Origin of the sequence: Escherichia sp. MOD1-EC6475 (genome assembly GCF_003046645.1) — a bacterium.
Lineage (GTDB): Bacteria > Pseudomonadota > Gammaproteobacteria > Enterobacterales > Enterobacteriaceae > Escherichia > Escherichia ruysiae.
The window spans coordinates 237,454-251,483 of sequence record NZ_PZKQ01000011.1 but is presented as its reverse complement, the minus strand read 5'-3'; the positions used below and the strand labels follow the sequence as shown (position 1 = coordinate 251,483).

Genomic DNA, 14,030 nt, shown 5'->3' with positions numbered 1-14,030 from the left:
ACGGCTTTTTCGGATAGCATCGTAGCGATGCCATCCGAACACTGTTTTAGCCATCATGGCTAAAACTTTGGGTTTTAACGTCCAGAGTTAACGTCTCTTCAGGTTGTACCGCGTACAGTTTTTCCCCCTGCAGGCAAACCCAGCCAATACCCAGTTCACGGGCAATTAAGGCGCTGTGGGATACCGGACTTCCGGCACTAAGGCAGATGCCTTTAACGACCGTCGGGTCCAGTTGCAGCACGGTGGAGGGATAAATGTTCTCTGCCAACAAAATGGTCGGTGCACTAAATTGCGGTAGTTCTTCTTTCGTCTGTGTCAGATGGAGTAGGGTGCGATGCAGAAGATCATCCACATCGATATAGCGCGCCTGCAGATATTCATCATCAATCTGCTGATATTGCTGGCTAAGTTCTTTAAGAACCTGCTGCCAGGCATACTCTGCGGTGCAATGTTCATGCTGAAGAAGTTCGCTTGCTGCCGCCAGCAGTTCAGGATCGTCTAACAGAGTATGGTGACCGGAAAAGATCGCGGCGATATCGTCAAGCCCGCTTGCTTCTGCCTTTGCCGTTAACGTCATCAGGTCTAACAACGTAAAGTCAATAGCCTGGCGTAATCGTTCCTGTTCGTGTTCCACCGTCAGGATTGATTTTGCCTGTACTGTGCATAAAACCGGTTGATAATAAAAGGCTTTACCCGTGACAGGAGTAACCTGGCGCAGAGTTGGTGGCGCAATATCTTCTGTTTCACCAAAGTTATCTTCAGCCAACTGGCGGAAAGCGGCCAGCGCCTCTTCAGCTTCTGGCCCTTTCACGATCAGGCGCAGAGTATCGTTATAGCGGACTTGTAATAGCGCAATTTGGTTAATACTTTCCGGCGTGACGCATTTGCCGTTTTTCTCCAGCAACATATCTGCATTAAATACCGATAAGGTATAGACCAGTCGAGAGGCCGGGCGTACGTGGAGGCCGTTACGGTTTTTAATCACCACAGCGAGGGAACGGGCTTCTTCATCGTGCGGCGGGCATGTGTCAGATATCTCAGTGGCGGATGACGGTAAACCCAGTTGTTCGCGTTTGGCTTCCAGCGCAGACATAGCATCATGAATAACTTTGTCGATACCTGCACCCGATGCCGCGCTAACCGTTGCCGCCAGAGTTCCTTCGACCAATGGCGCTGCACACAAACGTACTTTTGCGGCGATCTCTGGCGCCAGCAATTCCAGAGCGGTTTCTGCACTCAATAACGCGCTTCCCATGTCCATCATAACCAGCACATGGTCGGCATCAGCAACGGATTCGATGGCTTCCATCACTTTGACGGCATCAGTACCAATGGGATTTTGCGGGTCATCAATCCCTGCGGCAATGGCGATTTTACAACTATCGCTCATTAACATCTGACGGGCTAATTCACCGACACCTTCACCCAGCCGGGCGCTATGTGAAACTATGACCAGGTTTACCATCACCAATTCCTTACTCTTTCGCGGCTAACGCCAGCATTTGCATCATAAACATCACTGAGGTCGCGCCAGGATCCTGGTGACCAATACTGCGTTCACCGAGATAACTGGCACGGCCTTTGCGAGCTTGCATCGTAATCGTGCTTTGTGCAGCGGATTCAGCCACTCCGCTGGCTGCGTCGAGCGCCGCCGGAACAGAGAGATTTTGCTCGCTGGACTGGCGTAACGACTCAACCACTGGTTTCCAGACATCGCACATGGTTTTATCGCCAGGTTCGGCTTTCCCCCGGCTGATTACGCCGTCCACACCATCGCGGAACATCTGATAAAGCTCTTCCAGCGTCAGGCTTTGGCGCGCCTGAGTTGCCTGCGCGGCGCGAATAAAGAATGTACCGAATAGCGGACCACTGGCACCACCGACGCTGGAAAGCAGCGTCATACCGGTATTTTTGAGGATGAAACCAATATCCTTGTCCTCAATGGCGGGTAGTTTTTCCACCACTTTGCTAAATCCTCGATTCATATTTAGCCCGTGGTCAGCGTCGCCAATTTCACGATCCAGTCCGGTAAGATAATCGCTCTCTTTGCTGAAGATTTCCCCACAGCGAGTAAGCCAGTTAACAATTTGAGTTCTGCTCAGTGACATCGTTATCTCCTTATTTACCCCAGTTCAGCGCCGGGGTGTGGACTGGGGCATCCCATAACGCCAACGTTTCGTCATCAACCTTCAGTAAGGTGATGGAAAAACCGGTCATATCCAGTGAAGTGCAATACGCGCCGATTAAATTACGTTCGATAGTCAGCCCCGCTTGCTGACAACGCGTAACCAGACGGTTATAGACGCCGTAAAGCTCAGAAAGTGGTGTGGCGCCGAGATTGTTGACCAGTGCAATCACCCGATCGCCAGATTGTAGCGGCTGTTTGGTTTGTATCTCTTCCTGCCAGTTTCCTTGTTGATAATTCCAGAAGCGCAGTGTGCGATGGTATGTGCCATTTTCCAGCAGCGTGTCGAACATTTCATCGACGGTTTGATCAAGAGAAGAGAAGGGGCGACGATCGATACCCGGCTCGCCATGAATACCGACGCCAAACTCCATCTCATTATCTGCCAGCGTAAATGAGGGTTTGCCAGCGGCTGGAACGGTACAGGCACCGAGAGCGATACCAATTGAGTGACCCTGATTATTCAGCTTACGCCCCAGTTCCGCACAGGCGTCCAGTGAGTCGCCACGTTCCGCCGCCGCACCCACAAGTTTTTCTATTAATACCGTGTTGGCAACACCGCGCTGCCCGGCGGTATAAAGACTGTCTTTCACCGCGACGTCGTCATCAATGACCACCGTGGTCACTTTTACGCCACTGTCGTGGAGTAATTCGGTTGCTGTTTCGAAGTTAAGAATATCGCCGGTGTAATTTTTGATGATCAGCAGTACGCCTTCGCCGCCATCAATCTGCATGGCGCATTCAAAGATTTTATCGGGGGTCGGTGAAGTGAAAATTTCGCCCGGACAGGCTCCCGAAAGCATCCCCTGACCGATATAACCGCAGTGCATCGGTTCGTGTCCGCTGCCGCCGCCTGACACCAGGGCGACTTTTCCGGCAACCGGTGCATCAGCTCGTGTGACGTACAGCGGATCCTGATGCAATGTCAGCGAAGGATGCGCTTTCGCCAGCCCTGCCAGTTGTTCGTTCAGTACGTCTTGCACATCATTGATCAATTTTTTCATTATTTTGCTCCAGCAATTATCGTAGGGCATGGATGATGTTCAACGACACGGCGACCACTGACTGCCGATGAATCCATTGTGCATCAGACTTAGGAAAAGAAAATTCATACAAATTATGTTTCATGGTGAAACATATGTTTTAATAAATGTTCCATAATGGAACATAAGAATGTCCTGATACTTAAAATTGCGAGTCAGAACACCTTTTGCCAGAAGCGAGTGGAATATGAGAGGCGGTTTTCACAACGATGACCAGGCTAACTCTCCCTGGATTGCAGCATCCTGGGAGCGATGCCGCAAACTGATGAAACGGGAATCGTGGAGCGTACCGCACCAGGCCCAGGGCGTGACATTTGCTACTATCTGTCGGCGTAAAAAGGCGATGCTGACACTTGGTCAGGCGGCGCTGGAAGATGCCCTGGAATATATGGCGCCACGAGCGTGCGTTTTGCTTATTCTCGATGAAACTGCCTGCATCCTTAGCCGTTATGGTGATCCGCAGACTATGGAGCAGCTTAGTGCGTTGGGATTTAATGACGGCACTTATTGTGCCGAAGGAATCATCGGTACTTGTGCGTTATCGTTAGCGGCTATCTCTGGTCAGGCGGTGAAAACGATAGCCGATCAACATTTTAAACAGGCGCTCTGGAAATGGGCATTTTGTGCAGCGCCGCTGTTTGACAGCAAGGGGCGATTGACGGGGACGATAGCCCTGGCGTGTCCGGCGGAACAATCGACAGCAGCCGATTTGCCGTTGACGCTGGCAATTGCTCGCGAGGTGGGAAACTTACTGCTAACGGACAGTTTGCTGGCTGAAACTAATCGGCATTTAAATCAGCTTAACGCCCTGTTAGAAAGTATGGACGATGGCGTGATTAGCTGGGATGAGCAGGGTAATCTGCAATTTATCAATGCTCAGGCGGCGCGTGTTTTACGTCTGGATGTGACGGCAAGTCAGGGAAGAGCAATCACGGAACTGTTAACGTTACCCGCCGTGTTGCAACAGGCAATAAAACAGGCACATCCGCTCAAACATGTGGAAGCGACCTTTGAAAGTCAGCACCAGTTTATTGATACGGTCATTACCCTTAAACCGATAATTGAAGCCCAGGGAACCAGCTTTATTCTGCTGCTGCATCCGGTGGAACAGATGCGGCAATTGATGACCAGTCAATTAGGCAAAGTTAGTCATACTTTTGCTCATATGCCACAGGATGATCCGCAAACCCGCCGCTTGATTCATTTTGGTCGTCAGGCGGCGCGCAGCAGTTTTCCGGTGTTACTTTGTGGAGAAGAAGGCGTTGGTAAAGCCCTGTTAAGCCAGGCGATTCATAATGAAAGCGAACGCGCCGCAGGTCCCTATATCGCCGTCAATTGCGAGTTATATGGTGATGCGACGCTGGTGGAAGAATTTATTGGCGGCGATCGCACGGAGAATAAAAATGGCCGTCTGAGTCGTCTGGAACTGGCACACGGCGGCACGCTGTTTCTCGAAAAGATTGAGTATCTGGCGGTGGAGTTACAGTCAGCATTGCTTCAGGTCATCAAGCAGGGCGTTATCACGCGGTTGGATGCGCGGCGTTTAATCCCGATTGATGTCAAAGTGATTGCCACAACGACCGCAGATCTGGCAATGCTGGTGGAACAAAATCGCTTTAGTCGGCAGCTTTATTACGCGCTCCATGCATTTGAAATTACCATCCCGCCTCTGCGTATGCGGCGCGGCAGTATTCCGGCGCTGGTGAATAATAAATTGCGTAATCTCGAAAAACGCTTCTCAACCCGTTTGAAGATTGATGATGATGCGCTTGCTCGTTTGGTCTCCTGCGCATGGCCCGGTAATGATTTTGAACTGTATAGCGTCATTGAGAACCTTGCCCTGAGCAGCGACAACGGGCGTATTCGCGTCAGTAATTTGCCTGAGCATCTGTTTACCGAACAGGCGACAGAAGATATCAGCGCCACGCGTCTTTCCACCAGTCTGTCATTTGCGGAAGTCGAAAAAGAAGCGATTATTAACGCCGCCCAGGTGACTGACGGACGTATTCTGGAAATGTCGGCGTTACTTGGAATTGGTCGCACCACGCTGTGGCGAAAAATGAAACAATATGGCATTGATGCGGGTCAGTTTAAGCGCCGGGGATAGCGGGAGTATGCACTCTCCTGCGTATGACTTGCTAATTAATAGCGACCATGACTGCCATGATTTGGCCCACCATTTGAAGGTGGCATTGGCTTACCGGAAGCCGCAGGACCACGCGGGCCATCGCTGTGGCGGTGATGATGGTGAGGAACACAAGCACTTAACAGGCTCGCAAAGACAATTGCTAACAGGCTGAAGGTAAATGTTTTTTTCATGACAAACTCTTGAACAGTTAATGCATTGTGATTGTTATCACATAAAGACCGCATTGTTAATATTGCCAGAAGTCTGATTATGAGTTTTGGTAGCTCAGAATTGAAAGAAGCAGCGTAGCAGGCGTAAAAAAGCCATTATGTGCGATTCACATAATGGCTCATTATTAACCGTCAGGAGATGACGCGGAGTTAAACGTTAAACAGGAAGTTCATCACATCGCCATCTTTAACGATGTAATCTTTACCTTCTGCACGCATTTTGCCTGCTTCTTTCGCGCCTTGTTCACCTTTGTAAGTGATGAAATCTTCAAACGCGATGGTTTGTGCACGGATAAAGCCTTTTTCAAAATCGGTGTGGATTTTGCCAGCAGCCTGCGGCGCGGTTGCACCAACCGGAATGGTCCATGCGCGCACTTCTTTCACCCCGGCGGTGAAGTAAGTTTGCAGGTTCAGCAGTTTATAACCGGCACGGATCACACGGTTCAGACCCGGCTCTTCCAGTCCCAGCTCCTGCATAAATTCGTCACGTTCTTCGTCGTCCAGTTCGGCAATGTCGGCTTCAACAGCAGCACAAACCGGAACGACAACAGAACCTTCTTTCGCCGCGATTTCACGCACCTGGTCCAGATACGGGTTGTTTTCAAAACCGTCTTCGTTGACGTTAGCGATGTACATCGTCGGTTTCAACGTCAGGAAGCTCAGGTAACGAATAGCTGCTTTTTCTTCTGCGCTTAAATCCAGCGCGCGCAGCATACCTGCGTTTTCCAGTTGTGGCAGGCATTTTTCCAGTACCGCCAGCTCGGCTTTCGCGTCTTTATCGCCACCTTTGGCTTTTTTCTGTACGCGGTGAATCGCACGTTCACAGGTGTCGAGATCCGCCAGAGCCAGCTCGGTATTGATAACTTCAATATCGTCTGCCGGATTAACTTTGCCGGAAACGTGAATGATGTTGTCATTTTCAAAGCAGCGAACAACGTGACCGATCGCTTCGGTTTCACGGATGTTGGTCAGGAACTGGTTACCCAGACCTTCGCCTTTCGATGCGCCTTTTACCAGGCCAGCGATATCGACAAACTCCATGGTCGTGGGAAGCGTACGCTGCGGTTTTACGATTTCAGCCAGTTGATCCAGACGCGGATCGGGCATTGGCACAACGCCTGTGTTCGGCTCGATGGTGCAGAATGGAAAGTTGGCCGCTTCAATACCGGCTTTGGTCAGCGCGTTGAACAGGGTAGATTTCCCGACGTTGGGCAAACCGACGATACCGCATTTGAATCCCATGATTTAAATCACCTTAATATCTTAATAATCAACCTGTTATCGTAAACAGATTGTAGAAATGGAAATAACTCTGCCTATTATACACGGCACGCGGCAAAAATGCCGCAGACAACGACTTATTGCGCTTTAAAGGCGTGCAATCGGTTCGTTGCTTTGGTCAAGCCATCTGTAAACCACATTTCAGTACAACGTGCCGCTTCGTCGATGGCTTCATCAATTAACTTCTGTTCACTAACAGGAGGTTTGCCTAACACAAACCCGACAACTTTGTTTTTATCGCCCGGATGACCGATTCCAATGCGTAAACGGTGAAAGTTAGGGTTATTACCCAATTTACTGATGATATCTTTCAGTCCATTGTGACCACCATGGCCGCCGCCCAACTTAAATTTGGCGACGCCAGGGGGCAGATCCAGTTCGTCGTGGGCGACCAGAATTTCGTCCGGGTTAATGCGGAAAAAACTGGCCATCGCCGCGACGGCTTTGCCGCTGAGATTCATAAATGTGGTCGGGACTAACAGGCGGACATCTTCGCCTCCAACGGTAACTCGCGAGGTATAACCAAAGAATTTAGCTTCTTCGCGCAGGGGGGCGCGCAAACGCTCCGCCAGTAAGTCAACGAACCAGGCGCCAGCATTGTGTCGCGTTGCGGCGTATTCAGCGCCGGGATTCGCCAGGCCGACAATCAATTTAATCGTCACGTTTTTTGTCCTGAGTGAGTGCATAACTGGCGCGTAGTTTACTGGTTGTGGCCTCGCTTGACAAAAAACAGCACCTTATACGCAGACAACACAATAATTGCCTCTGCGAACTATTAGAAAGTCAGGGTGTTCAGGCGGTTATTTGTAAAGTTTTGTTGAAATAAGGGTTGTAATTGTGATCACGCCCGCACATAACCTACAGGGTGTTGTCTATACTTTACACATAAGGAAGAGGGGTATTCCCTGTTACAACCCAGAAAGTTCCGGAGGTGACATATGAAACGCAAAAACGCTTCGTTACTCGGTAACGTGCTCATGGGGTTGGGTCTGGTGGTCATGGTGGTCGGCGTGGGGTATTCAATCCTCAACCAGTTACCACAGTTTAATATGCCCCAGTATTTCGCACATGGTGCAGTGCTGAGTATTTTCGTCGGTGCCATTCTCTGGCTGGCGGGTGCCCGTGTTGGCGGGCATGAACAGGTGTGTGACCGTTACTGGTGGGTTCGCCACTATGACAAACGTTGCCGCCGTAACGATAATCGTCGTCATAGCTAACGCATAATGTAGGTTGCTGACCAGTCAGTTTGCGCTGACTGGTCAGTTTAATGCCTTTCTTACAGATCGGCCATTGCTGCGCTGCGATTCGGGAAGAACGCCAGGCGTCCAGGGATCGGTTGAATACCAGAACGAGCCATGGTGCGCAGTGGCTGGAATTCCACGTTACACACCCGCAGTTCACACCCTTCAGGCAGGCGCTTCACAAAACGCTGGAACGCATCAAGGCCACCGGCATCAAGCACCGGAACTGCATCCCACTTCAGAATAACAATTCTTTTGCCTTCCAGACGCGATTCAAGATCGGTGAATAAGCCTTCAGCCGCAGCGAAAAACAGCGGACCAATAACTCTCAGAACCAGTACATCGTCAGGAACATCTACCGCCACAGGTGCCAGACGAGTCATACGGGCGATGCGACGCATAAACAGCAGCGATGCCAGTACGATACCCACACTGATGGCAATAACCATATCAAACAGCACGGTCAGCGACATGCAAAGCAGCATGACGATGATGTCATCTTTCGGCGCATGGCGCAGCAAGTCGACCACTTTGTGTGCTTCACTCATGTTCCATGCCACCATTAACAGCAGGGCAGCCATGGCGGAAAGCGGCAGCCAGGAGAGCAGCGGTGCCAGTACCAGCAGGGCAAGAATAACCAGAATCGAGTGGATCACCGCCGAGATGGGCGAGGTTGCACCGGCACGGACGTTAGCGGCAGAACGCGCGATCGCGGCTGTAGCGGTAATACCACCAAAGAACGGGGCAATGATATTCCCCAGACCCTGACCGACCAGCTCGCTGTTCGCTTTGTGTTTAGTCCCGGTCATACCATCCAGTACCACAGCGCAGAGCAGAGATTCGATTGCGCCGAGCATTGCCATTGAGAATGCCGCAGGCAGCAGTGTGCGTATGGAGTCCCAGGTCAGCGTGAATTCTGAATTAGGTAGATCCCACGGCAGTACCAGTTGCGGCAGCAGTTGCGGAATACCATTACCCTGAGATCCATCGGCGAGGACGTAGTGGAATTGCGATCCGATGGTAGCAACGTGTCCACCGAGCAGGTTAACAATGCCCATCACCGCACAACCAGCCAGCAAGGCCGGAAGATGACCAGGTAAACGAATGCCCAGACGCGGCCAGAAAATCAGTATCCCAAGCGTTACAATACCAATTGCGGCATCGCCCACGTTAATGGTCGGTAGCGCCATAAATAATGCGCCAACTTTTTGCAGATAATGTTCCGGGACATGTGCCATTTGCAGACCGAGAAAATCTTTAATCTGCATCGTACCGATGGTGATCCCGATACCCGAAGTGAAGCCTAAGGTAACGGAAACCGGAATATACTCAATCAGGCGACCGAAGCGCGCCAGCCCCATCAGGATCAAAAAGATCCCCGACAACAACGTCGCAACCAGCAGGCCTGCCAGTCCAAACTGTTGCGAAACAGGATAGAGAATTACCACAAATGCCGCAGTCGGACCGGAAACGCTAAAACGCGACCCACCCGTCAGAGCAATGACAATCCCTGCAACAGCAGCGGTATATAAACCGTACTGCGGAGCTACGCCACTACCAATTGCCAACGCCATCGCCAGCGGAATAGCGATAATCCCGACGGTAATCCCGGCAATCAGGTCACGGGTAAACCGTGCGGCAGTGTATTTTTCTTTCCAGCAAGCGTCGATCAGAGCGCGGAAAGGCATCACATGTGAGAAGAATATTTTGTTCACAATAATGTTTCATCCGTGAGCGCATCATCTGTCAACTAAATGGCAGGTGAAGGAGGCATAGGTCATACAAATGGATATTACAGACAAAAAAACCCGCCGCAGCGGGTCTTTGAGCCGGGTTCGATTAATGTTCGAACATAGCAGAGATCGATTCTTCGTTGCTGATACGACGAATCGCTTCGGCCAGCATACCTGACAGGGTCAGAGTACGCACGTTCGGCAGTGATTTGATTTCATCGCTCAGCGGAATGGTATCGCAGACAACGACTTCATCAATTACAGAGTTACGCAGGTTGTTCGCCGCGTTGCCAGAGAAGATCGGGTGAGTCGCGTACGCAAATACACGTTTAGCACCACGTTCTTTCAGAGCTTCAGCAGCTTTACACAGCGTACCGCCAGTGTCGATCATATCATCGACCAGTACGCAGTCACGACCTGCAACGTCACCGATGATATGCATCACCTGGGAAACGTTCGCACGCGGACGACGTTTATCGATGATTGCCATATCGGTATCGTTCAGCAGCTTAGCGATAGCGCGGGCACGCACAACGCCGCCGATGTCCGGGGAAACCACAATCGGGTTATCCAGATTCAGCTGCAGCATGTCTTCCAGCAGGATCGGGCTACCAAATACGTTATCAACCGGAACGTCGAAGAAACCCTGAATCTGTTCAGCGTGCAGATCCACTGTCAGCACACGGTCAACACCGACGCTGGAGAGGAAGTCTGCAACCACTTTCGCAGTGATTGGTACACGAGCGGAACGGACGCGACGGTCCTGGCGCGCATAGCCAAAGTAGGGGATAACAGCGGTGATACGACCTGCGGAAGCACGACGCAGGGCATCAACCATAACGACTAATTCCATCAGGTTGTCGTTAGTAGGGGCACAAGTGGACTGGATGATGAAAATATCACCACCGCGTACATTTTCATTGATTTGTACGCTGACTTCGCCGTCGCTAAAGCGACCTACAGCGGCGTCGCCGAGTGAAGTGTACAGGCGGTTGGCAATACGTTGTGCTAGTTCCGGGGTGGCGTTACCAGCAAAAAGCTTCATATCAGGCACGAGAAGAACCTCAGGCATGCGTCCATTGGTGGAAAGAATCTGCCGAAAACTGTGCGGGCCAGGCAATATTCTTTCCAGGCGGTGTATTAAAGAGCGCGATGCAACGTCTGGAACAAGGTGACGTTGTCACCGAAACTCAGCTTGCCCGGCTTAAAGCATGGCTCTGTGCAATGGGGAAAGGTTGACGCCTTTCGCCACAAAGCCATTGAGCCATTCCGGGGCTTGCTCTAGCACCTGGCGGGCTTCAGACTCTGTATCAAATTCAGCAAAGACACAGGCCCCTGTCCCAGTCAGGCGCGACGGGGCGTATTCTAACAGCCAGGAAAGCACCGCATCAACCTCGCGAAAACGTTTTCTTGCGATAACCTCGCAATCATTACCGAATTCACATTTTAGCAACGTATCAATTGACCTTTTCGGCGTGTTGCGCGGGAGTTCAGGATCTTTAAAAATCACCGGTGTCGGAATACTTACACCAGGGTGCGCCACCAGATACCATTTCTCTGGCGGATTCACTGGCGTTAATATTTCACCCACTCCCTCAGCAAAAGCGGCATGACCACGGACAAATACAGGAACATCTGCGCCCAGCGTCAGACCCATTTCCGCTAGCTCATCGATGCTCAGGCCGCATTGCCAGAGATGATTCAGCGCCACCAGAACAGTCGCGGCATTCGATGAACCACCGCCCAGGCCGCCGCCCATCGGTAATTGTTTGTCAATGCTGATATCTGCACCGCTTCCCGCCGGAAGACGCCCGCTGTTTGCTGCTGTTTTCATCAACAACCGTGCTGCGCGAACGATCAGATTATCTTCGTGTTCCACGCCTTCAACGGGTGTTAACAGGCGAATATCCCCATCGTCACGAAGTTCAATGCTGATGGTGTCGCCGTAATCAAGAAACTGAAACAGCGTTTGCAGCGTGTGGTAACCATCCGCACGCTGACCGGTAATGTATAAGAACAGATTAAGTTTTGCCGGAGAGGGCCACTGTGTCCGCATTATTTCACTATCCAGTTATCCATTTTTAACTTGATGCGCTGACCACCGTCGGTGAGTTCCATATTGGCAGGCATCGCAGGTTGCATTTTGGTGTCATAACCACCGTATACGACTTTCCAGTTTTTGCCGTTCTGGCTGTAGGTGATTTCGCTCAGGCGGTACTGATCGTCCAGTTTGTAGTCGGTCGCATCACCGGGCAAACCTAAAATCCACTGACGCAAGCTGTTGAGCGGAATCGGCATTCCTGTCAATTTGCCAATCATCTCTTCGGCGTCATCGACGGTGTAACGTTGACCTTTGTTATCTACGAGTTGCACGTTACCCGGCTGAGCATTCAGCTCCAGTTCGGTGCTTCCCAATGGGTTAGTCAGCAGCAGACGGTAGCGATCCTGGCCAGTTTGCTGCCAGAAGAAGCGGGCATACACTTTCTGCTGGTCGGAAATATACGCAAATGCACCGCGTGTCTGATACTGATTGAGGTTACGAACGTCTTGCTGATGCTGACGCCACTGCGGGGAATCCGGGCTTTTGCCGGGGCCTTTTGGCGTGGTAACGGAACAGGCAGTGAGCACGAGGGCAGCCAGCGGTAGCAGGCGAATAAAGCGAAAATCGGGCAGGGGCATAGTGATGACAAGTCCTTGAGATACGTTGCAGTTATAACCTTTAATGCTAGCGTTACCGTCCGCTATCGTCTATGTTCAAGTTGTCTTAATTGCCAGAATCTAACGGCTTTTGGCAATTACTCCAAAAGGGGGCGCTCTCTTTTATTGATCCCACGCATCCTGTATGATGCGAGCAGACTAACCATATCAACGTTGGTATTATTTCCCGCAGACATGACCCTTTTAGCACTCGGTATTAACCATAAAACGGCACCTGTATCGCTACGAGAACGTGTATCGTTTTCGCCGGACAAGCTCGATCAGGCGCTTGACAGCCTGCTCGCGCAGCCGATGGTGCAGGGCGGCGTGGTGCTGTCGACGTGTAACCGCACGGAACTTTATCTTAGCGTTGAAGAGCAGGATAACCTGCAAGAGGCGCTCATTCGCTGGTTGTGCGATTACCACAATCTCAACGAAGAAGATCTGCGTAATAGCCTCTACTGGCATCAGGATAACGACGCGGTCAGCCATCTGATGCGTGTTGCCAGCGGGCTTGATTCACTCGTCCTTGGTGAGCCGCAAATCCTTGGTCAGGTGAAAAAAGCATTTGCTGATTCGCAAAAAGGCCATATGAAGGCGAGCGAGCTGGAACGCATGTTCCAGAAATCTTTCTCTGTAGCAAAACGCGTCCGCACTGAAACGGATATTGGCGCCAGTGCCGTATCTGTCGCTTTTGCGGCTTGTACGCTGGCGCGGCAGATCTTTGAATCGCTCTCAACGGTAACGGTTTTGCTGGTTGGCGCGGGTGAAACCATCGAGCTGGTGGCGCGTCACCTGCGCGAACACAAAGTTCAGAAGATGATTATCGCCAACCGTACTCGTGAACGTGCCCAAATTCTGGCAGATGAAGTCGGTGCGGAAGTGATTGCATTGAGCGATATCGACGAACGTCTGCGTGAAGCCGATATCATCATTAGTTCCACTGCAAGCCCGTTACCGATCATCGGTAAAGGTATGGTGGAGCGCGCATTAAAAAGCCGTCGCAACCAACCGATGCTGTTGGTGGATATTGCCGTTCCGCGCGATGTTGAGCCGGAAGTCGGCAAACTGGCGAATGCTTATCTTTATAGCGTTGACGATCTGCAAAGCATTATTTCGCATAACCTGGCGCAGCGTAAAGCTGCAGCAGTTGAGGCGGAAACTATCGTCGCTCAGGAAACCAGCGAGTTTATGTCCTGGTTACGCGCACAAAGCGCCAGCGAAACCATTCGCGAGTATCGCAGTCAGGCAGAGCAGGTTCGCGATGAGTTAACCGCCAAAGCGTTAGCAGCCCTTGAGCAGGGCGGAGACGCGCAAGCCATTATGCAGGATCTGGCATGGAAACTGACTAACCGCCTGATCCATGCGCCAACGAAATCACTTCAACAGGCCGCCCGTGACGGGGATAACGAACGCCTGAATATTCTGCGCGACAGCCTCGGGCTGGAGTAGCAGTACATCATTTTCTTTTTTACAGGGTGCATTTACGCCT

At 51.3% G+C, this 14,030-nt stretch carries 13 protein-coding genes; 3 read left to right on the top strand and 10 right to left on the bottom strand.

Going from position 1 to position 14,030, the window contains the following annotated elements; all coding sequences use genetic code 11:
* Positions 1–46: 46 nt before the first annotated feature.
* The 3 genes from dhaM to dhaK are packed head-to-tail and all read right to left on the bottom strand — an operon-like array spanning position 47 to position 3,189.
* Positions 47–1,465: a dihydroxyacetone kinase phosphoryl donor subunit DhaM gene (gene dhaM, locus A7589_RS03630; protein WP_010354701.1), complete on the bottom strand. Its 1,419-nt coding sequence runs from the start codon at positions 1,463–1,465 to the stop codon at positions 47–49.
* Positions 1,466–1,475: 10 nt separating this feature from the next.
* Positions 1,476–2,108: a dihydroxyacetone kinase subunit DhaL gene (gene dhaL / locus A7589_RS03625; RefSeq protein WP_000059414.1), complete on the bottom strand. Its 633-nt coding sequence runs from the start codon at positions 2,106–2,108 to the stop codon at positions 1,476–1,478.
* A 10-nt stretch (positions 2,109–2,118) separates the two neighbouring features.
* Positions 2,119–3,189: a dihydroxyacetone kinase subunit DhaK gene (gene dhaK / locus A7589_RS03620; RefSeq protein WP_000733747.1), complete on the bottom strand. Its 1,071-nt coding sequence runs from the start codon at positions 3,187–3,189 to the stop codon at positions 2,119–2,121.
* Positions 3,190–3,415: 226 nt separating this feature from the next.
* On the opposite strand from dhaK, the gene dhaR reads away from it, so the two are divergent.
* Positions 3,416–5,335: a dihydroxyacetone kinase operon transcriptional regulator DhaR gene (dhaR, locus tag A7589_RS03615; RefSeq protein WP_105282434.1), complete on the top strand. Its 1,920-nt coding sequence runs from the start codon at positions 3,416–3,418 to the stop codon at positions 5,333–5,335.
* A 35-nt stretch (positions 5,336–5,370) separates the two neighbouring features.
* On the opposite strand, the gene A7589_RS03610 is transcribed toward dhaR, so the two are convergent.
* From A7589_RS03610 to pth, 3 genes are all read right to left on the bottom strand, one after another.
* A complete protein-coding gene (locus tag A7589_RS03610; RefSeq protein WP_016158417.1) occupies positions 5,371–5,547 on the bottom strand; it encodes a hypothetical protein in 177 nt (58 codons plus the stop codon).
* A gap of 189 nt (positions 5,548–5,736) precedes the next feature.
* Positions 5,737–6,828 carry a redox-regulated ATPase YchF gene (ychF, locus tag A7589_RS03605; RefSeq protein ID WP_000505865.1) on the bottom strand — a complete coding sequence of 364 codons (1,092 nt, stop codon included), beginning with the start codon at positions 6,826–6,828 and terminating at the stop codon, positions 5,737–5,739.
* Positions 6,829–6,944: 116 nt separating this feature from the next.
* On the bottom strand, positions 6,945–7,529 hold the full coding sequence (gene pth, locus A7589_RS03600) for an aminoacyl-tRNA hydrolase (RefSeq protein WP_000152950.1): 585 nt from the start codon (positions 7,527–7,529) through the stop codon (positions 6,945–6,947).
* Between the two features lie 276 nt (positions 7,530–7,805).
* Between pth and ychH the strand changes: the two genes are divergently transcribed.
* Positions 7,806–8,084 (top strand): stress-induced protein YchH, encoded by a 279-nt coding sequence (ychH, locus tag A7589_RS03595; protein WP_000823884.1) that lies wholly within the window; start codon positions 7,806–7,808, stop codon positions 8,082–8,084.
* Between the two features lie 59 nt (positions 8,085–8,143).
* Here ychH and dauA read toward each other — a convergent pair whose 3' ends face one another.
* The 4 genes from dauA to lolB form a co-directional block, all read right to left on the bottom strand.
* Entirely contained in the window at positions 8,144–9,823 is a 1,680-nt protein-coding gene (gene dauA / locus A7589_RS03590) for a C4-dicarboxylic acid transporter DauA (protein WP_001033163.1), read from the bottom strand.
* A gap of 124 nt (positions 9,824–9,947) precedes the next feature.
* The gene (prs, locus tag A7589_RS03580) at positions 9,948–10,895 is read right to left on the bottom strand and encodes a ribose-phosphate diphosphokinase (RefSeq protein ID WP_001298109.1); all 948 of its coding nucleotides are present in this window, start codon (positions 10,893–10,895) and stop codon (positions 9,948–9,950) included.
* A gap of 150 nt (positions 10,896–11,045) precedes the next feature.
* Positions 11,046–11,897 carry a 4-(cytidine 5'-diphospho)-2-C-methyl-D-erythritol kinase gene (gene ispE, locus A7589_RS03570; protein ID WP_001260349.1) on the bottom strand — a complete coding sequence of 284 codons (852 nt, stop codon included), beginning with the start codon at positions 11,895–11,897 and terminating at the stop codon, positions 11,046–11,048.
* Positions 11,897–12,520 (bottom strand): lipoprotein insertase outer membrane protein LolB, encoded by a 624-nt coding sequence (gene lolB / locus A7589_RS03565; RefSeq protein WP_108188726.1) that lies wholly within the window; start codon positions 12,518–12,520, stop codon positions 11,897–11,899. The genes ispE and lolB overlap by 1 nt, the downstream gene beginning before the upstream one ends.
* Before the next feature lie 213 nt (positions 12,521–12,733).
* Between lolB and hemA the strand changes: the two genes are divergently transcribed.
* Positions 12,734–13,990 (top strand): glutamyl-tRNA reductase, encoded by a 1,257-nt coding sequence (gene hemA, locus A7589_RS03560; protein ID WP_010354707.1) that lies wholly within the window; start codon positions 12,734–12,736, stop codon positions 13,988–13,990.
* Positions 13,991–14,030: the final 40 nt, after the last annotated feature.